Source organism: Faecalimonas canis, assembly GCF_054601575.1.
Window position 1 is genome coordinate 49,474 of record NZ_BAAHSI010000021.1, and the last position, 19,399, is coordinate 68,872.

Annotated in this window: 16 protein-coding genes; 3 read left to right on the forward strand and 13 right to left on the reverse strand. The window is 37.6% G+C overall.

Annotated elements, in window-relative coordinates; translation table 11 throughout:
* Position 1 precedes the first annotated feature (1 nt).
* The 12 genes from larE to ACYPXO_RS06600 all read right to left on the reverse strand — a co-directional run bounded on the left by larE (position 2) and on the right by ACYPXO_RS06600 (position 12,027).
* Positions 2-829: an ATP-dependent sacrificial sulfur transferase LarE gene (gene larE, locus ACYPXO_RS06545; protein WP_459639811.1), complete on the reverse strand. Its 828-nt coding sequence runs from the start codon at positions 827-829 to the stop codon at positions 2-4.
* Positions 830-2,116 carry a nickel pincer cofactor biosynthesis protein LarC gene (gene larC, locus ACYPXO_RS06550; RefSeq protein ID WP_459639812.1) on the reverse strand — a complete coding sequence of 429 codons (1,287 nt, stop codon included), beginning with the start codon at positions 2,114-2,116 and terminating at the stop codon, positions 830-832. It lies immediately after the preceding gene.
* Positions 2,109-2,861 carry a nickel pincer cofactor biosynthesis protein LarB gene (gene larB / locus ACYPXO_RS06555; protein WP_459639813.1) on the reverse strand — a complete coding sequence of 251 codons (753 nt, stop codon included), beginning with the start codon at positions 2,859-2,861 and terminating at the stop codon, positions 2,109-2,111. The genes larC and larB overlap by 8 nt, the downstream gene beginning before the upstream one ends.
* Before the next feature lie 5 nt (positions 2,862-2,866).
* Positions 2,867-3,481: an ABC transporter ATP-binding protein gene (locus ACYPXO_RS06560; RefSeq protein WP_459639889.1), complete on the reverse strand. Its 615-nt coding sequence runs from the start codon at positions 3,479-3,481 to the stop codon at positions 2,867-2,869.
* Entirely contained in the window at positions 3,471-4,391 is a 921-nt protein-coding gene (locus tag ACYPXO_RS06565; RefSeq protein WP_459639814.1) for an ABC transporter ATP-binding protein, read from the reverse strand. Before ACYPXO_RS06565 ends, ACYPXO_RS06560 begins: the two co-directional genes overlap by 11 nt.
* 10 nt (positions 4,392-4,401) lie before the next feature.
* Entirely contained in the window at positions 4,402-5,235 is an 834-nt protein-coding gene (locus tag ACYPXO_RS06570; RefSeq protein ID WP_459639815.1) for an ABC transporter permease, read from the reverse strand.
* Positions 5,228-6,211 carry an ABC transporter permease gene (locus tag ACYPXO_RS06575; protein ID WP_459639816.1) on the reverse strand — a complete coding sequence of 328 codons (984 nt, stop codon included), beginning with the start codon at positions 6,209-6,211 and terminating at the stop codon, positions 5,228-5,230. The genes ACYPXO_RS06570 and ACYPXO_RS06575 overlap by 8 nt, the downstream gene beginning before the upstream one ends.
* A 16-nt stretch (positions 6,212-6,227) precedes the next feature.
* Positions 6,228-7,835: an ABC transporter substrate-binding protein gene (locus ACYPXO_RS06580; RefSeq protein ID WP_459639817.1), complete on the reverse strand. Its 1,608-nt coding sequence runs from the start codon at positions 7,833-7,835 to the stop codon at positions 6,228-6,230.
* 198 nt (positions 7,836-8,033) lie between these two features.
* Positions 8,034-8,444 (reverse strand): DUF3842 family protein, encoded by a 411-nt coding sequence (locus tag ACYPXO_RS06585; protein ID WP_459639818.1) that lies wholly within the window; start codon positions 8,442-8,444, stop codon positions 8,034-8,036.
* A gap of 138 nt (positions 8,445-8,582) precedes the next feature.
* A complete protein-coding gene (locus ACYPXO_RS06590) occupies positions 8,583-9,464 on the reverse strand; it encodes a DMT family transporter (RefSeq protein ID WP_459639819.1) in 882 nt (293 codons plus the stop codon).
* Between the two features lie 31 nt (positions 9,465-9,495).
* Complete coding sequence (locus ACYPXO_RS06595) at positions 9,496-10,602, reverse strand: putative NPN-dependent ornithine cyclodeaminase (RefSeq protein ID WP_459639820.1); 1,107 nt, start codon at positions 10,600-10,602, stop codon at positions 9,496-9,498.
* A 189-nt stretch (positions 10,603-10,791) separates the two neighbouring features.
* A complete protein-coding gene (locus tag ACYPXO_RS06600) occupies positions 10,792-12,027 on the reverse strand; it encodes an AraC family transcriptional regulator (RefSeq protein WP_459639821.1) in 1,236 nt (411 codons plus the stop codon).
* 154 nt (positions 12,028-12,181) lie between these two features.
* Here ACYPXO_RS06600 and ACYPXO_RS06605 point away from each other — a divergent pair, with 154 nt between their 5' ends.
* Positions 12,182-13,864: an ABC-ATPase domain-containing protein gene (locus ACYPXO_RS06605; protein ID WP_459639822.1), complete on the forward strand. Its 1,683-nt coding sequence runs from the start codon at positions 12,182-12,184 to the stop codon at positions 13,862-13,864.
* A 303-nt stretch (positions 13,865-14,167) separates the two neighbouring features.
* Here ACYPXO_RS06605 and ACYPXO_RS06610 read toward each other — a convergent pair whose 3' ends face one another.
* On the reverse strand, positions 14,168-14,764 hold the full coding sequence (locus ACYPXO_RS06610; protein ID WP_459639823.1) for a TetR/AcrR family transcriptional regulator: 597 nt from the start codon (positions 14,762-14,764) through the stop codon (positions 14,168-14,170).
* A gap of 164 nt (positions 14,765-14,928) precedes the next feature.
* Between ACYPXO_RS06610 and ACYPXO_RS06615 the strand changes: the two genes are divergently transcribed.
* Positions 14,929-17,031, forward strand: a complete 2,103-nt coding sequence (locus ACYPXO_RS06615) for an efflux RND transporter permease subunit (protein ID WP_459639824.1) — start codon at positions 14,929-14,931, stop codon at positions 17,029-17,031.
* A 19-nt stretch (positions 17,032-17,050) separates the two neighbouring features.
* Positions 17,051-19,390, forward strand: a complete 2,340-nt coding sequence (locus ACYPXO_RS06620; protein WP_459639825.1) for a hypothetical protein — start codon at positions 17,051-17,053, stop codon at positions 19,388-19,390.
* Positions 19,391-19,399 lie beyond the last annotated feature (9 nt).

Genomic DNA, 19,399 nt, shown 5'->3' on the forward strand with positions numbered 1-19,399 from the left:
TCTAATTTTTTTCCGTTACATGAATATCCATGCTACCCGAACGAAATCCCTCTAAATCTATTGTAATATAAGAATAACCAAGTGTTTTTAATTTCTCGATGACTTCTGTTTTATTCTTTAAAAGTAACGACATATCATTTTCATCCACTTCGATTCTGGCAATATCCTCATGTACTCGGATTCTCACATTATAAAATCCAAGTGTTTTTAGCCATTCTTCCCCTTCTTCCACACAACGCATTTTCCCATAATCTAATTTTGCACCGTACGGAAAACGCGTTGCCATACATGGCGTGGACGGACGATTTGCAACGGATACACCGTATTCCTCCGCCAGTTTTCTCACTTCTCGTTTTGTAAAACCACACTCTGCTAAAGGGCTTAAAATTTCCAATTCCTGTAAAGCACGGATTCCCGGACGGTATACATGAAGATCATCTTCATTTGTTCCCTCCACAATAATTTTTGCTCCCAGTTCCCCCGCCTTTTCTTTCAATCTGCTAAAAAGTAATTTTTTACAGCGATAACATCTGTCTGTCGGATTGTATCTGATACCTGCATCCTGCAATTCATCTATGCGGACAATCATATGCTCTGCTCCCGCTTCTTTTGCCACTTTTGTGGCAATCTCTATATCTTTCATCGGATGTAATTCCGTATGCACGGTTATCGCATATACCTTCTTTCCGCTTTTCTTTGCAGAGTCACAACAAATCTTCAACAAAAGGCTGCTATCCACTCCACCGGAAAAAGCAAGGACGATATTTTCATTAGAAAGGTCATCTATTTTCTCAAGAAGTTTTCTCCTTTTTTGTTCGTAACAACTCATCTATTGACACTCCTCAATAATCTGACGATACACTTCCTGCCATGATTTTCCACTTTCCCTGCAGATTTTTACAATACTTTCATGTTCTGGATAAATTCGTTCTCCCAAAGGCAGTGTGCATATTTTCACCTGCACTTCTCCCATAGATGTATCTCTTGTTTCTATTCTCCTTGGCAAAACACTTCTTTCCATATGCTGAATACGGATACCGATACTTGTTGTTTCTTCAAAAATAATTTTCTGTAATTGAGAAATCTGATTTTCTTTACAGATTACGTTTAACTGATATCCAGGCCTGTTTTTTTTCATAAAAACAGGGAAGTAATGCACATCTCTTGCTCCTGCTTCCATAAGTTTTTCCATTGTATAGCCAAGAGCCTCTCCCGTACAATCGTCAATATTGCTTTCCATTTTTACAATTTCATCTTTTTCTACCGTCCGGCTTTCCTGCTCTTCAATAAGCATGGCACGAAGAAGGCTTGGTCTTTCATAATTTCTTTTTCCCGCACCGATGCCTGTTCTTACAATACGAAAACTCTCCGGAAGTTTTTCTGATGTGCGGATTGCCGCTGCTATTGCCGCCCCCGTAGGTGTGACAAATTCTCCCTCCGTTTCTGTAATATGTAATGTAAGATTTTCCGCATTAACGATATTTGCAACCGCAGGAACAGGAATCGGAAGTATACCATGCTGACAACGAACTGTCCCACACCCTTCATAAAGTGTAGGAATGATAACTTCATCAATTCCCAAATTATCAAGACAAATGGCAACCGCCGCAATATCCACAATGGAATCTACTGCTCCTACTTCATGAAAATGTACTTCCGTCTTTGGCTTTCCATGTGCCTTTGCCTCTGCATTTGCCAAAATATCAAAAATCTTCTCAGCTAGTTCTTTTGCACGATCCGTCATTTTACTGCAACGGATAATGCCCTGAATTTCAATTAAACCACGGTGAGTATGATGATGTTCATGTGTGTGCTCATGATGATGTTCATATGTGTGCTCATGGTGATGTTCATGGTTGTGGTCATGGTGATGTCCATGTAAATACTGCATATCGTGGTCATGATTTTCATGTTCTAGTAATACATCAAAATCACAGGCATCTAATCCTGCCTTAGACACTCTGCTGATCTTTGTCTTAAATTGTCCACTAATCGAAAGACTGTTTAACGCCTCACACAGCACTTCCTTATCTGCTCCCAAATCTAAAAGAGCTGCCACTGTCATATCTCCGCTTATTCCCGAATAGCATTCCAAATATAATTTCTGTTTACTCATGTTCATGTACCCCCAGTCTGTTAATCTGCGATGCAATATAGCCCGCTCCATATCCATTATCAATATTTACGGTTGCAATACCATTTGCACAAGAATTAATCATTGTCAACAATGCTGAAATCCCATGCATACTTGCACCATATCCTATAGAAGTAGGCACTGCGATTACCGGTTTGTCCACGAGTCCTCCGATAACGCTCGCCAACGCTCCTTCCATTCCCGCTACCGCAATAACACAATTTGCACTTTGTATCATGTCTATTCTTGAAAGAAGGCGGTGAAGTCCGCTCACTCCTACGTCATATATTCTTTCTACATGATTTCCGAAAAATTCTGCCGTCTGTGCCGCTTCTTCAGCAACAGGAATATCCGCTGTTCCTGCTGTACAAACCGCAATCTTTCCAATATGCTCTTTTTCTTTTTTCTCAATTTTCAAAATACGTGACAACGCATCATATTCTACAACAGGAAGTTTTGCCTGAACAAGTTCAGCCTGTTCCTTTGATGCTCTCGTTCCAAGCACTTCTCCTTCCTGTTCATAAAGCCGTTCATAAATACTTAACAAGTGTTCATCTGCTTTTCCGCTGCAAAAAACAACTTCCGCACAACCGGAGCGCAATTTTCTATGCGTATCTAATTTTGCATATCCTAAATCTTCAAAAGGCTGTCTGCGGAAAAATTCTTCCGCTTCCGCCACAGAAATCTCTCCATTTTTTACCTGTTCCAATATTCTTTTTGTATCCATATCCGCTACCTCCGATTTATCTCACTTAAGTCCACTATTCTTGTACAAACACGCTTTGCCAAATCTATATTGTGTGTAACAATTAACATCCCGTAATTTCTCTCTTCTGCCATTTCCAGCAAAACATTCCAAATCTGTGCTTGCGAAATGACATCAAGCATTGTTGTAATCTCATCACAAATAAGAAATTTTGTTTCAGGACTCAACAATCTGACAATACAAAAACGTTGTAATTCACCACCGGAAAGTTCTCTGGGCCACCTTGTCAGCCAGTCTTTCTCAATACCGAAACGTTCCAATATTTTTTCATCGGGATTCCAGCATTCATTTAACGTCTTTTCCATTTTCCAACGCGGATTTACCGCTAACTCAGGATGTTGGTAAATCATTTGTACAGGACAGAATCCCTTTTTCTCCAAAGGTTTACCGTCCAATAAGACCTGTCCGGAATTTGCACGATTATATCCTGCAAGAATTTTTGCAAGGGTACTTTTTCCATATCCTGAAGGTCCTACAAGTCCTACCCTTTCACCTGTTTTTATTTGCAGATTTATGTCCTTTAACACCCATGGCGATTTATCCGCATATCGAAAACTTATATTTTCCGCACTAAGTTGCATGAACACACCTAACCTTTCCGCCTCTTAAATTTCTCATCGGAATTTCTCCGCAGCATTTTTCTGTCACATTTGGACAACGGTCTGCAAATAAACAACCTTCCGGCAGGTTAGCCGCATAAGGCTGCACTCCGCTGATTGCCCGAAATTCATTTTGTGGCAATGCCGAAATAAAGGCTTTGCTGTATGGATGGCGAAGTTTTTCCGAACCTGCAAGAAAATCTTCTGTCGGTGCAAATTCGACAATTGTTCCCGCATAAAACACAGCAATTCTGTCCGCTACATGAAATGCCAAATCAATATCATGAGTAATTAGGAGTACTCCGGCTCCATTATCTGCAATCTCTCTGAAATGTTTCAATGTATCCATAGCCATGTCAACACTCAATCCCGGTGTCGGCTCATCAGCGATAATCAACTCCGGAAACTCCATAACCGCTGAGGACACCAAAACTCTTCTTGCCATTCCGCCGGAAAGTTGAAATGGATACATTTCTCCTACATTTTTTTCTAATTTATACTTTTCAAACAGTTCTTCCTGTCTTTGTTTTGTAGAGTAGACGCCTGCGACCTGTTTTCCCACTTTCATTACAGGATCTAAATAATCAACCGACTGTGGAATAAACACCATTTTTCTTCCGAGAAGTTCCTTTCTTCCTTTTGCCGTCAATTCTTCTCCGTTATAAAAAATCTTTCCACTGACGTTCGCATTATTTGGCAAAAGTCCCATAATAGCGTGTGCCAAAAGACTTTTTCCCGAACCGCTTGAACCTACTACGGCGACAATCTCTCCTCTTTTCACCTCCAGAGAAAGAGAATGCACAACTTCTAATTTTTCTTTATGAAAAAATCCTTTATACATACTAAAAGATACAACAAGGTCATCTACCGTTAAAATACTTTCTTCTTTCATCTCTCTTCTCCTACTCATTTGCACTTCCCGGATTCCAGAGTTTCTTTAAATTCTCTCCAATAACATCAAATAGAATAACTGCAATCAAAAGCATTAAGCCCGGAAATAATGCAAGCCACCATTTTCCCGTAGCAATATGATTCATTGCTTCAGATAAAATCACTCCAATTGCCGGCATCTCAACCGGCATTCCAAAGCCAAGAAATGTTATAGATGCCTCATGCATAATTGCGTGTGGGAAAAGCAAAACTAATCCGATTAAATATGCCGGAAGAACATGAGATAAAATATGCTGTACCGCCACTTGTATTTTTGATTTTCCCATTTTATATGCCGCCTGTACATACTGTGCAGAACGAATCTGCATAACTTCCGAACGAACAATTCTTGTCAAGGAAGGCCAGTGCGTCAACGCTACCGCTATCGTCACACCTTTTACACCTTTTCCCATCATAAAAGAAATCAGCATTAAAAGAACAAGATGTGGAAGCCCCATGCATAAGTCTACGCACCAGTTAACAAATTTGTCCACCCATCCACCGAATACTGCAGCTGCAATTCCCGCAACCAGTGCGATAACAGAACTGACAATCGATGCCAAAACACCAATCACCAAACTATTCGACAACCCTTTCACACAGCGGTAAAACATATCTCTGCCTACAAAATCCGTACCGAACAAATGCTTAAGACTCGGTGCCATAAATTTGTCTGCGTAGTTTGAAGCATAACAAGAAGGATCCATAGATATCCCCCAAAAGAAGATTCCTGCCAGATAAATTACTGCAACACCCACTAATAAAACAACCAAAACCCTTCTATTCCAAAATTTCTTCTTATCCACGTTTGTCCCCCTCTCTGATTCTAGGGTCAAAAACGCCATACAACAGGTTAGCAATCAGATTTCCCGCAAATACAAACAATGCACTAAAAATTGCTATTCCCAAAAGAAGCGGTACATCTGCATTCACCGCAGCAGCCGTTGTCGCATTTCCTATGCCCGGATATGCAAATACTGTTTCGGCAAGTGCCATTCCTCCAAATAATTCATTAAAGGAGGCAAACTGTACCGTAACCGCCGGAAGGGCAACGTTACGCAAAACGTGACGTTTCACAAGTTGCGTCCCATTTTCTCCTCTCGCTCTCGCATACAGAATAAAATCGCTATTCATAATTTCAATTACTTTCTGTCTTGTATATAAAACAACTTCGCTGACACTTACGATTGTCAAAGTCAGCACAGGCAAAATCAGATGATAAATACGGTCACCGAGTGTAACATCTGCCGCCAGTTTGCCTGCCGGAACTGCCATACCAATCGGAAACCATCCCAACTGCACCGCAAATATTGTTAAAACAAGAAGTCCAATCCAAAATACAGGTGCAGACTTGATAACAAGACAAAATGTTTTCACTATTTTATCTAAAATTCTTCCCTGACGCATTCCACAAACGACACCCAATATAAATCCGATAATTCCCGATAGCACCCATGCCAGCATCATCAGTACAATCGAATAGGAAAATCTCGTCTTAATCACTTCGATAACAGGCTTTTTATATGTAATGGACATTCCCAAATCACCGTGCAGTGCATGTTTCACCCAAGTGATAAATCGCTCCGGAAGGGGGGCATTCAGCCCCCACTCCTCTGCGATTTCCTCCTTTGCCTCCTCGGACAATGTTGAATTTGTACCTACATAAGAAATAAGTGGATCGATAGGTGCTTTTGTAATCAGCAAAAACGCCACAATACTGACCGCTGCCAAAAGCAATATCATTCGCACACATTCCTCCAATAACTTCTTTCCGCTTTTCATTAGACTCTCTCCGGTTCTATTTCATTTTCCAATCTGCCATATTACAGATAATCGGTGTTCCGTGTCCATGCGGATGCGGAACTTGTGTATCTACAGAAATATCCAATTTATCACTGACAAAATAGCAGTGTTGAATATTGGTAATAAATAAATTGGTATAATCTTCGTCTGCGATTTTTTGTACTTCTTTCCATGCTGCAATCGCTGCATCTTGATTATTTGCGGACAATGCTTCCTTAATTTTTGCATCTACTTTCGGATTATTATATCCGACTACATTGTCATATCCGCCTGTCAAGAATAAATCTGACTGATACAAAGATGCTAACACTGTCGGAGAATACTGTCCCCAGCCCCACAGAACTGCTGATGTATTTTGTAATGTTATAATTTCTTCCCAAGTTGCTGTTTTTACTTTTATATCAATGCCAAGTTCTTTTGCGTTTTCTGCCAGTGCTACACAAAGATTATAGCGGTCTGTTTCACCTGCCGACGCATATAAATCAAATGTACATTTCTGTCCTGCTTTTTCACGGATACCGTCTTTTTCCTCTTTCCAGCCTGCATCTTCTAAAAGTTTCTTAGCCTCATCTACCTGTTTATCCGCATATGTATCTGTACTTGCCCATACAAGATTATCTGTAAAGTTCACTGACGGAAGTCCGATTCCGTCCGATGAATTGTCAATGATTTTTTGACGGTCAATTCCGATTGCAAGCGCCTTTCTTACTGCTAAATCAGAAGTTACATTATTTCCAACCGTCACTTTCTTTCCATCGGAATTTTTCATTTCGGTTACTTTTCGTACCGGAAGACTGACATTTCTAACGTCCATTGTTTCTAATTTTTCTAAAGTCATTCCCGAAATCTTTTCTTCTGCATAGTTTGTTCCAACCATGACAACATCCAATTCTCCTGCCTTTGCCGCCGCAAATGCAGAATCCATATCCATATTTACAAGAGTTACCTTTTTAATTTCCGGTGCTTTTCCAAAATAGTTCTCATTTGCCTCCAAAATAATCTGCTGATCCGCATCATACTGTACGACTTTGTACGCTCCCGTTCCTATCGGCTTTGTGTCGAATCCTTTCTTATCATAAGCATCTGACGGCACAATCTGAAGAAGTGCCGTTGTATCTAAAAATGGCGAGTACGCCTCTTTTAACTTGAATTCAACCGTATCTTTATCAACAGCCTTTACAGTATCAAGACGTGTCAAATCTACATACTCATTATCTGCCTGATTTTTCTGAACCGTTTCATATGTAAATACAACATCCTCTGCGTCAAAATCACTTCCGTCACTAAACTTTATATCTTCATTCAAATGGAAAGTATAAGTCAATGCATCTTGACTTACTTCCCAACTTTTTGCCAAATCTCCTACATATTTTGAATTGCTGTCCACTTTCAATAATGCATTATTGATAAACGGATAACCGTGAGGCAACGCCCCCTTAACCGGATCCAAACTTCCTTCAAATAATGTAGTTCCCACATACGCCTTAATTCCGTCTTGTTTTTTTGCGGAATCATCTTTCTTTTCTTTATCTCCACCACAACCGGAAATAGCCATTGACACCACAGCCGCTACACATAATATACTTGCAATTTTTTTCTTCATATTTTTCCCTCTCTTCTAAAATGAAAAAAGCATACGAACCACCCTTCTGGATATTCCTACGCCTTCTGACATTTTCTTATTCTAATTTACCAATATGATTTTTGTATTTCACCGTCTTTTCCCGTGAAATACTTCTGTATCTCCTATACGCTTCATGCTGTCTTTTCCGGTTATATACTACTCATATGATATTGCTTTCTAGCAATGAAAATATTCAATTAATTCTTCTACTACCGATGAAATCAAAAAACTCATCGATGTATTTCCAACTCCAACAATAATATTGTTACAATGATTCATCGGAATCAATAATTTTCTCGCCTCACTCTGTCCAACGGCTTCTGCCATTCTCGGAGTTATCTCTCCATACATAGAATCAGCGATTGCAATTCCAACAGGTCCTATAATCACTTCTGCTTTCCTACAACCTACCACAACTGCATTTTCACCTGTTGCAGCATGATCCGCACCCACTTTCAACATATTGGATGTTGCCACTGAATTTGTTCCCACCGCTGTTATATCCGCTGAAGGAAATTCTTCTTTAATTGCCGACACAAGTTGCTTTCCCATACCGCCACCCTGTGCATCTATAATCAGTATTTTCATCTCTGCTCTCCGTTTCTATATTATTTTATTTTATATAGTATAACAGAATAAATAGGCTACTGACAACCCTGTCATAAAGCATCGGCGGTTAAAAACCGCCGATGTCTTATACTGTTATATGTTGCTAAACAAATAACTTTATTTTGCTTTTTTCTTTTTCAGGAACGATAATTCCGTTTCTGCTATAATAATAGCGGCAAAAATTAAAACAAATCCCATGATAGAACGTGGTGTGAATTTTTCGTTGAAGAAAATTGCTCCAAATACAAGTCCGAAAATATTTTCAAAACTTAAAATAATTGAAACACTTGTCGGATTTTCTGTTTTCTGTGCGATTGTCTGTAATAGGAAACAGAGTCCCGAACAAACAATACCAAGATATAATACTCCGCCGACTGCTGCCATGTTCCACTCGATTGCTGCCGGATTTTCCATTGTTAATGTGAATACCCATGCTAAAATGGCACATACAACAAACTGAAGCATTGTAATCAATCCAGGGTCTTTATCTTTACCCCATTTTGCAATGGCAATAATCTGTGCTGCCCAGAATACAGAACTGATGATAGAAATACTGTCACCGTAACTGATGCTGAAGTTTCCTGCCACAGATACTAAAATGATACCAACCGCACACATTGTTGCTGCAATAATGTGATAAATCTTCGGTTTTTCTTTTAAAATTAACCAACCAAGAAATGGTACAAATACACAGTATGCTGATGAAAGGAAATGACTCTTCCCAGGCATCTCAAGCATAACACCGATTGTCTGTGTAAAATATGCCATAAACAGACATACACCAATAAAAATACCACTCTTTAAATACTCTTTATCAATTTGTTTTAACTTTTTAAAATTTGCCAGTGCTAAAATTATCCCCGCAACCGTAAAACGACAGGCAAGAAGTGTTCCTGCCGGTAATGTGTCCGTAGAGCCTTTGATAACAACCATGGAACTTCCCCATGCAACTGCCACGAACAATAGGGCTAACTTACCAAACATACTATTCTTCTTCATAAATTATTCTCCATTCCTATACAACGAGGAACTATTCCATTACGCCAACACCTTTAGCAACACGGGTAATGAAGTCCTGAACATTAGTTACCATAGTCGTTGCTGACAAACTTCCTCTGTCTAAAAGTTTGTTTACAACGAATTCGTCTGCGTCAACTGTGTAAAGATATACAGGACGAATTGTTCCATCTTTTAATACACGGAATGAAGGAGTCATGTTACCAACAGCAATTGTATGTAACATTGTTGCAAGACAGATAACTGTTGTTGCTTCCTTAACAATACCTCTCATTGCATTTGCTGCTTCATAAACATTTCCGTATACTTCAGGAAGTGGTCCGTCATCACGGATAGATCCTGCAAGAACGATTGGTACATTGTTATTTACGCAACTGCAGATAATACCGTCATTCAAATCATAATCTTTCATGAACTGTGGAATAGAACCGCTTCTTCTTACTTTATTTAATACATCTAAGTGATTATAGTGTCCGTTTGGCTGTGACTTCTGTGTATAAATGTCCTGTCCAAGCGCTGTATGTAATAATGCACCTTCCAAGTCATGTGTTGCTAACGCATTACCTGCTAAAAGACCATGTGCGTATCCATTCTCAACAAGTGCCTGCATTGCTGCTCTTGCATTTGCATCAAAAGCGAAAGCCGGACCCATTACCCATACAATCTTTCCACCATTCTCTTTCTCATGTTTTAACAATTCAAATAATTTGTCATAGTCACGTGCATATGATGTTTCACGGCTTCTTCCCTGACGAAATACAAACTGGTCATCTAATTTTTCTCCAGCTTCCTCAAATCCGTGACAGTGCATATATACACCTTCTTCGCATCTTTCTGTTCTTCCAAGAAGTACTTTGTCACCTTTTTTAATATTTCTTGCTTCAACAACTGCAAGATGTCCGTCATCACAAAGAATTACACAAGAATCCATGCGACTTTCTTCTGCAAGTTTCCATTCTCCATTGATTTTAAAATATTCAGGATACATTGATGTACTGTGATAATATTCAGGTACTACTCCGTCCTTCTCAGCTTCTTCGTACTTAGCATCCGGTGCGTTTACAAACATCTCCTGTGTGAAATCCGGATGATGATACTTAGGCATTTCAAAATTTGACATAATACTTACCTCCTTAGTTATATACATTATTTATGAGTTTATAAATAGTTATAATATAAATCTAACACATATTCGATTTCTTTATTAGACAATTAACTTCTTTATTTCTGTATTTTACGTTTGTTTTTATGCAAAAAATCACAAAATCAATGTTTTTCAAACTTGTTTTTGTGATTTTTTAACATATCCTTAATTTTGATTTTCCTGTATCACCACTGTCCTGCGAAATTCTCCCGCTGTTTTTCCCTTCAACTGCAAAAAATTTCTCGACAATGTTTTCTCTGTCTTATATCCCACTTCCAATGCAATTGTCAACACACTTTTATCTGTCGTAAGTAGTAGATGAGCCGCATGGTTTACACGAATAAAATTCAAAAATTCATTAAAACTCATTTCCACCTGATAAGATAAAACTCTGTTTAATTCTTTGGAAGATATTCTAAATTCATCACTTACCGACTGCAGTTGCAAATCTTCCGTATGATTTCGATAAATATATTCTACAATCTTATAAAATTCCTTTCTATCCGTAATCCGACATTTATCTCCGATAACCTGATATGTATTGCGAAATTCATTTGTTTTCATACCCATTCGTGCTTTGAACACTTTGCACATATGAGCATCATCCGTAAACCCCATAATTTCCGCCAATTCTCCTACTGTTAAATCTGTATAAAGCAGATAATTAATCATTTTACCTACACGCATCTCATTTAGCAAATCAAAAAAAGATAACCCTGTTGTGTTCTTGATATAAGAACGAATTGCGGATTCACTCATATAAAACTTCTGAGATAACATGGGAATTGTAATCTTTTCATTTAAGTGCGTATACATAAACTGCAAAACTTCGCTTCCATCCACCGCGGTTTCTTTCGGAACTCTCCTGTTGCTTCGAAGAAAAGAAACTAAAATTTCAATTAGTTTATTAATAATATATACGTTACTAAATACTTCTTCACCTTGTTCTTTTCCCTCTTCGTTCACATAGCGCAATTCATTTCCTATCTGATGAAACATATTCTGTATTTCTTTATATTTTTCTTCTCCAAATGTAATAACCGGTGCTTTTCTGAGTACCTGTATAAACGATAACTGTATTTTATCAGGATTAAAAAATGTTTTAACCAGTTCGTTAATTCTCTCAAAATGATATTGGACCACATAAAATTGAAGCGTCTTCTTTACTTCTATAATTTCCGTAATCTGCCATGGAAGTACGGATATAAGGCTTCCTTTCGTTACAACGTATTCTTTATTATTTATCAGAATTTTTCCTACTCCTTCATTTACCAGCCATAATCTTGACATTGGATGAATCAACGGCTCCGTAACTTTATCAAAAACTTCCACTTCAAAATTACATATACAGTTATTCATATTATCCGAGGTATAGAGATTCTGAATTGGAATAATTCCCATTTCTTAACTCCTCTCAAACAACTCATTTCACATCGTTACCTTTCCATAATAAACATATTATTACCTTCTGTCAAATAAGACACGCCCTTGTTTTCTTTTTGTTTTTTCATTATACTGTAATAGAATAATTTTTCCAACAAAAAGGAGTTTAACTATGTACAAATTACAAAAACAATTAGCATCCATTCATCGTAAAAGTTATCCGGCCTACAAATCATTAAAAGGTGTTTACGATTTTAAAAACTATACATTATCCATAGACCATGTGCAAGGTGACCCATTCGCTTCCCCTTCTGCCGTAAGCGTTCGCATTCCTCACCGTCTTGCCGCATTTCCTACTGAATATTTTGACCGATATGATAAAAAAATCGCTCTTCAAGACTATTTGCTCCGCCTTTTTTCCAAAAAGATTTCCACATTTAGTTTTAAAGTGAAGGGTTCCGGAAAAAGCGGTCTTATTTCTACCAGCCAATGCGGTCAGAAAATTTTAGAAAGAACCGCTTGTGAATTTACCGATAAAGAAATTATCATTCGCCTTGAAATCGGATTTGTCGCTAACGGAAGAACTATAAATGCAACCGAATTAGAAAAAATTCTTTTTGACTTTCTTCCGAAATGTATTGAATCCGTATTTTACTATAAAAAATTAAACGCTCAGGAAGTGCTTTCCGTTATTCATCTCGCAGAAGACCAAACTGCCATCCGAAGACAATTAACAAAAAAACATTTAGTTTGCTTTATTGCAAACGGCTCTATCCTTCCGAGAGAATCAGGCATCTCAGATAAACCGTTAAAAAACGCCATTTCCTTTGAAAGTCCTTCTTCCCTTCTCATAGAACTTTCTCTGCCTCGCGGAAGAAAAATATCCGGAATGGGATTAAAAAAAGGAATTACCCTTATTGTCGGAGGCGGTTATCACGGAAAATCTACATTATTAAATGCTATTGAAGCAGGTGTGTATAACCATATTAAAGGTGACGGAAGAGAATATGTCATTACAAATGATACTGCCGTAAAACTTCGTGCAGAGGATGGTCGTTGCATTAAAAACACGGATATTTCCCTTTTTATCAATGATCTTCCAAACAAAAAAGATACCCTTCATTTTTCTACGGAAAACGCCAGCGGAAGTACATCTCAATCTGCCAATGTTGTTGAGGCAATAGAGGCTGGCAGCGAACTCTTCTTGATTGACGAAGATACATCTGCCACAAACTTTATGGTACGCGATGAACTTATGCAAAACATTGTTACTCGTGACAAAGAGCCGATCACACCATTTTTAGAACGCGTAACTGATTTATACAAACAATCCGGTATTTCAACTATTCTTGTTGCAGGAAGTTCGGGGGCATACTTTTATGCGGCTGATACTATCTTACAGATGGATTGCTATCACACAAAAGAAATAACCGATACAGTAAAAGAAAAATGCAGTATGACAACCGCACCTTCCCTTTTTGCACCAAACTATAGAATAGCGCATTTTCAAAGGACGCTTTTTTCAAAAGAAACAAACTTCCGTCCAAATGATAGAATCAAATTAAAGTTTCTCGGAAAAGACGCATTTCAGATTGATAGACAAACTGTGGATTTGCGCTATGTAGAGCAACTTATTGATGCTGAACAGACAGCCTGTCTTGCTCATTTATTAAAATACACCATTTTGCATTACAGCAAAAGCAAACAGACTGTTCAAGAAATCGTTACCGAGTTGACAAAACGAATAAAAACAAAAGGGCTTTCTTCTATATGCGACGCTTCTTATGTTTCTTTAGGACTTGCACTTCCTCGCCCTCAAGAAATATATGCTTGCTTCAACCGATATAGAGAATAATAATTGGGGACGTAGTAAAATTAGGAAATGCTACGTCCCTTATTAAGATTTACCCCGTCCCTTTTTTCGTGCCCCCCTGTCCCTTTTTCTAAGAATCATATTCCAAACCATGTAAAAACGCCTAAAACACAGTGTAAACACTCACAAATTTTTAGTAACATATCTTTTTGTCTAAAAAGGCTGATTTTAAAGGATTTCTTCTAAGTAAGTTCAAAAAGGGACAGGGCATTCTCTAGTTTGGGACATAGTTAATCAAAATTGGGGACGTAGTATTTTTCAATTTCACTACGTCCCCAATTTTGATTAACACATATGATTTCTTATAATCGCCCGAATACTTGCATTTAAATACGGTTTTAATTCTTCATAACTAATCGGATCATTTTCCAATATCGTACTGTATGATGTAGAACTTGCCAACTCTATAATAAGAAACAACATTGTTTCCGGTGCTTGTAATTTTACTTCCGGCGTTTTTTCTAATAATCTGTAAAATAATTCTTTAACTCCTGTTTTTTCTTCCTTACTCTCAATTGCTTGTCTAAAAATGCCCCAACTTAAATTTTTTGATACAAACTGTAACACTGCTTTATTTTTCTGCATTTCATCCAATACATAATCTACAATGAAAATTATTTTATCTTCAAATTCCGGAATCTGTTCTTTTTCCAATTCTCTATTTGCCGCATGAAATAATTTACTCGCCGTTTTAGCAATCAGCCTATCTCGTATCTCATACTTATCTTTAAAATATAAATAAAACGTCCCTTTTGCCACTCCCGCATTTTGCACAATATCATGGATGGACGTTTTGGAAATACCTTTTGTCATAAATAAATCATAGGCGCTTTCAAAAAGCGCATCTTCTTTCTGTTGTTTGTTTTCTTCAACTTTTCCCATTTCTATCTCCCTCTTTTATCCGTTGTTTCTTTCATTATAAATTTAAAATGACTTTTAGTCAACTTTTTATTGTAAAATTATTGACTTTTAGTCATTTTCGCTGTATACTTTTTATATTCAAAAAAGTGACTGGTAGTCATGTTTATTTAAAGGAGGAATTATTTATGGTTAAAGCAGGAAAAAAAATAGTAAAATTCCGAGTTACCATTTTAATCTTAGGTTTTTTACTTTTAATCCCTTCCGCTTTAGGATACTTAAAAACCAGAGTCAACTATGACATTCTGTATTATCTGCCCGATAATATTGATACAATGAAGGGACAGGACATTTTAATGAACGATTTTGGAAAAGGCGCTTTCGCCATGGAAGTTGTGGAAGGCATGAGTACAAAAGAAGTATCCGATGTTAAAAAGAAAATAGAAGATGTGGACGGTGTTGCCGACGTCATTTGGTACGATTCGCTTGCAGACCTTTCTATTCCGATTGATGCCCTTCCAAATAAAATCAAAGATGTTTTTCAAAAAGATAATGCTACTTTAATGGCTATTTTCTTTAATGACACAACTTCTGCCGACGATACGATGGACGCTATCACAGAAATCAGAAAAGTAACAAACAAACATTGTTATTTGAGCAGTATGTCATCTGTCGTTACCGATATTAAAAATTTATCGGAAAAAGAAACACCGATGTATGTTTTAATCGCAGTTGTACTTACTTCCATTATTCTTGCGTTATGCACGAACTGCTGGATACTTCCGGTTTTCTTTATGTTAAGTATCGGAATAGCAATTGCATATAACATGGGAAGTAATTATTTCTTAGGAGAAATTTCTTATATTACAAAGGCGCTGAGCGCAGTTCTCCAGTTAGGTGTCACGATGGATTACTCTATTTTCCTTTGGCACAGTTACCAGGAAAATCAGGAACGTTTCCCAAATGATAAAGAACGTGCTATGGCACACGCCATTTCCAACACATTTTCTTCTGTACTGGGAAGTTCCGTAACAACTGTTGCCGGATTTATTGCTCTTTGCTTTATGAGTTTCACACTCGGTAAAGATTTGGGTATCGTTATGGCAAAAGGTGTTGTTTTCGGTGTAATCAGTTGTGTAACAATTCTTCCGGCATTCATTTTAACCTTTGATAAATGGATTGAAAAAACATCACACCGCTCACTGATACCAAATATGGATAAAATATCGCATTTTGTCACAAATCATTACAAAACATTTGCAGTAATCTTTCTTATTTTATTGTTTCCTGCTATATGGGGATATACAAAAGCAGAAGTTTACTATAATCTGGATGCTACTTTGCCTAAATATTTGGACAGTATCAAAGCAAACGAAAAATTAAGCGATACATTTGATATGAATGCTACACATATGGTTCTTGCAGATGCAGAACTACCACCAAAAGAAGCAAAAGAAATGTTGAATGAAATGTCAGATGTAAAAGGTGTAAAATTTGCACTCGGACTTGACAGTCTTCTTGGTTCATCTATTCCTCGTGATGTTGTTCCGTCTGAATTAACAGATACATTAAAACAGGGGGACTGGCAGTTGATTCTGGTACAGTCTGAATATAAGGCGGCTACAGATGAGGTAAATAAACAATGTACTGAATTAAATAAAATTATTAAAAGTCATGACCGCTCCGCCATGCTAATCGGAGAAGCACCGTGTACAAAAGATTTGATTACAATTACAGATAAAGACTTTAAAGTTGTTAGTGCGATTTCTATCGTTGCTATCTTCATTATTATTGCATTTGTATTTAAGTCAATTTCGCTTCCGGTTATCCTAGTTGCCGTTATTGAATTTGCCATTTTCATCAACCTCGGTATTCCTTATTTTACCGGAACAAAAATGCCGTTTATCGCTTCCATTGTTATCGGTACAATCCAGTTGGGAGCAACAGTTGACTATGCCATCTTAATGACGACAAGATACAAAAAAGAACGCTGTAAAGGAAAAGCAAAAAAAGAAGCAATTTATATCGCTCTTTCCTCTTCCATCAGTTCCGTTATTGTATCCGGACTCGGATTTTTTGCCGCAACATTCGGTGTCGGATTTTATTCAGACATTGATATGATTTCCGCACTCTGTTCATTAATGGCTCGTGGTGCAATCATCAGTATGCTGACTGTTATCTTTATTTTACCGTCTGCTCTGATGGTATTTGATAAAGTAATCTGTTCAACTACAAAAGAAATGAATTTGAAAAAAATCGAAGCAAAACAAGAGGCTTCTGCAAATGCTTAATTTTTAGGAGGTAATAAATATGAAAAACAGAGATTATAAAACCCTCGTAGCAATCGCTACTGCCAGTGCTTTAGTTGTAGGAAGTTTAGGAGTTGTTTCCCCTTCTTATGCGCAGGATGATAAAACTGTAACAACAGAAACCACAGAAAATACTGCTTCTGAAGAAATTTCCACAAAAAATTCTTCTAATATAAAACCTTTTAAATCTGAAACGGTATATGCAAAAATTGATGAAAACGGAAATATTTCTTCCATCACTGTTTCCGATCAGTTAAAAAACATTGATAATATAGGGCAGTTAAAAGACACTTCCTTTTTAAAAAATATTGAAAATGTTAAAGGAGAAGAAAAATTTTCTAAAAAGCAGGATGCTCTTCTTTGGGATACAAACGATAAAGACATCTGCTATCAAGGAACGACCGAAGAACCTTTACCTGTCGGAATAAAAGTTACTTATACTTTAGACGGAAAAGAAATTACCGCCAAAGAATTACAAGGTAAAAGCGGACATTTAGTGATGCGTTACCAATATATAAATGAAACTAATTCCGAAAGTGAATATGTTCCTTTTGCAATGGTAACCGGATTGATTTTTGATACAGACAAGATTTCCAATGTAGCATTAACAAACGCAAAGATACTTTCTGACGGTGATCGTGATGTTATTTTAGGCATGGGAATCCCTGCTCTTAAAGAACAGTTTAATGTAAATGAATTGGATATTCCTGATTATTTTGAAGTGGAAGCAGACGTAAAAAATTACGAACTTTCAGAAGGTATAACAATCGCAACAAATGATATTTTCAATGATTTAGAAACAGATAAATTTGATAGCCTTTCTGAATTAGAAGATTCGATGAAAACACTTCAGGATTCGGCAAACAAGTTAGTTGACGGTTCAGGCGAATTAAGAAAAGGGTTGGATACTCTTCTCTCCTCTTCAGGCACATTAACAGAAGGCATCCATCAGTTAGTAAACGGAGGAAACACTTTGAAAAAGGGGACTTCTTCTCTCGCATCGGGAAGTAAATCTCTTGTAAGCGGTACGCAAAGTTTAGCAAATGGTACTGCTCAATTACAGACAGGCACAAACTCATTACAGACAGGTGCTTCTCAATTAAAGGCAGGACTTTATTCTGCATCTTCAAAAACTTCTTCCGTATTGCTTGCAGGCGCTGTTCAATTAGATAACGGAGTTGCGGATATGCAGAACAAATTAACACCCGGAATGCAGGCACTTGCACAGGGTATTCAACAGTTAGATGCCGGATTAAACAATCCTCTCACTTCCGCTCAACCCGGATTAAAAGCAAGCGTTTCAGCCGTAAACGATGTAATGAACAAAGGTACTGCTGAAACAGGCGGAAAAAGTTTAAGTAAAATCGCAAAAGATACTGCAACCGCCGCAGATACATTGGCGAAAAATATACAGTCATCATCCAACATAACAATATCTGCCGACAAGGTTGCTAAAGGTAACGGTGAAGGTGAAAAGGCAATCGCCTCATTAAACGAATTGTTAAAGCGGGATGACCTTCCTGAAGATGTAAAAGCCTCCATTCAGGAAAGTATTACTTCTCTTGAAAAAGACAAACAGGCTCGCCAATCTTCCGCTGCTCAGTTAGACAAACAAATCCAAACTCAAATATCTGAGCAAAAAAAGACTTTAACAGGAACACAGGAACTTTTAAAACAGGTTGTTATCGGAACACAAACAACAAGCGCTATTGTAGATAAAGTAGCAGGCAATATGACAAAACTCAACGCCGGAACAACTCAGTTAGCACAAGGCGCAAAAGAATTAGATAAAAAAATTACAGACTCTAAATCAGGTTTAATTGCACAGGTAAATGGTGGTGTTTCTTCTCTCAAAAACGGAACATCACAACTTCGTGAAGGTATCGGTGGAAAAAACGGTTTAGCAAATGGATTAAATCAACTCGCTTCCGGTGCTTCTCAGGTAAATAACGGTGCTTCTATCTTAAATGAAAAAATGGCAGTTGCAAACTCCGGTGCAAAAGAACTATACAAAGGAGCTTCAAAACTTTCAGCCGGCGCTTCTCAATTAGACTCCGGTACCGGCACCCTTGTTTCCGGATTAAACACATTAAACCAAGGCTCTTCCGCCCTCATTGACGGTGTGAAAAAACTTGACTCCGGTGCTGTCGCTTTAAATGACGGTATGATCAAATTCAACAAAGAAGGAATTGAAAAACTTGTCAGTGTATTTGACGGTGATATTGATGGACTTTTAGATAAAGTAAATACTATTTTAGACAGTTCTAAAAATTACAAAAACTTCTCCGGCATTTCTGAAGATATGGACGGCGAAGTCAAATTCATATTTGTAACAGAATAAGTGTGAAAG

Excerpts from the sequence above, each read along its gene's own strand:
- ACYPXO_RS06610 (WP_459639823.1), bottom strand. The coding sequence starts at position 14,764 with ATGGGAAAAGTTGAAGAAAACAAACAACAGAAAGAAGATGCGCTTTTT.
- ACYPXO_RS06590 (WP_459639819.1), bottom strand. The coding sequence starts at position 9,464 with ATGAAGAAGAATAGTATGTTTGGTAAGTTAGCCCTATTGTTCGTGGCA.
- ACYPXO_RS06585 (WP_459639818.1), bottom strand. The coding sequence starts at position 8,444 with ATGAAAATACTGATTATAGATGCACAGGGTGGCGGTATGGGAAAGCAA.
- ACYPXO_RS06600 (WP_459639821.1), bottom strand. The coding sequence starts at position 12,027 with ATGGGAATTATTCCAATTCAGAATCTCTATACCTCGGATAATATGAAT.
- ACYPXO_RS06565 (WP_459639814.1), bottom strand. The coding sequence starts at position 4,391 with ATGAAAGAAGAAAGTATTTTAACGGTAGATGACCTTGTTGTATCTTTT.
- ACYPXO_RS06575 (WP_459639816.1), bottom strand. The coding sequence starts at position 6,211 with ATGAAAAGCGGAAAGAAGTTATTGGAGGAATGTGTGCGAATGATATTG.
- ACYPXO_RS06620 (WP_459639825.1), top strand. The coding sequence starts at position 17,051 with ATGAAAAACAGAGATTATAAAACCCTCGTAGCAATCGCTACTGCCAGT.
- ACYPXO_RS06560 (WP_459639889.1), bottom strand. The coding sequence starts at position 3,481 with ATGCAACTTAGTGCGGAAAATATAAGTTTTCGATATGCGGATAAATCG.
- ACYPXO_RS06615 (WP_459639824.1), top strand. The coding sequence starts at position 14,929 with ATGGTTAAAGCAGGAAAAAAAATAGTAAAATTCCGAGTTACCATTTTA.
- larE (WP_459639811.1), bottom strand. The coding sequence starts at position 829 with ATGAGTTGTTACGAACAAAAAAGGAGAAAACTTCTTGAGAAAATAGAT.
- ACYPXO_RS06605 (WP_459639822.1), top strand. The coding sequence starts at position 12,182 with ATGTACAAATTACAAAAACAATTAGCATCCATTCATCGTAAAAGTTAT.
- larB (WP_459639813.1), bottom strand. The coding sequence starts at position 2,861 with ATGGATACAAAAAGAATATTGGAACAGGTAAAAAATGGAGAGATTTCT.
- ACYPXO_RS06595 (WP_459639820.1), bottom strand. The coding sequence starts at position 10,602 with ATGTCAAATTTTGAAATGCCTAAGTATCATCATCCGGATTTCACACAG.
- ACYPXO_RS06580 (WP_459639817.1), bottom strand. The coding sequence starts at position 7,835 with ATGAAGAAAAAAATTGCAAGTATATTATGTGTAGCGGCTGTGGTGTCA.
- larC (WP_459639812.1), bottom strand. The coding sequence starts at position 2,116 with ATGAGTAAACAGAAATTATATTTGGAATGCTATTCGGGAATAAGCGGA.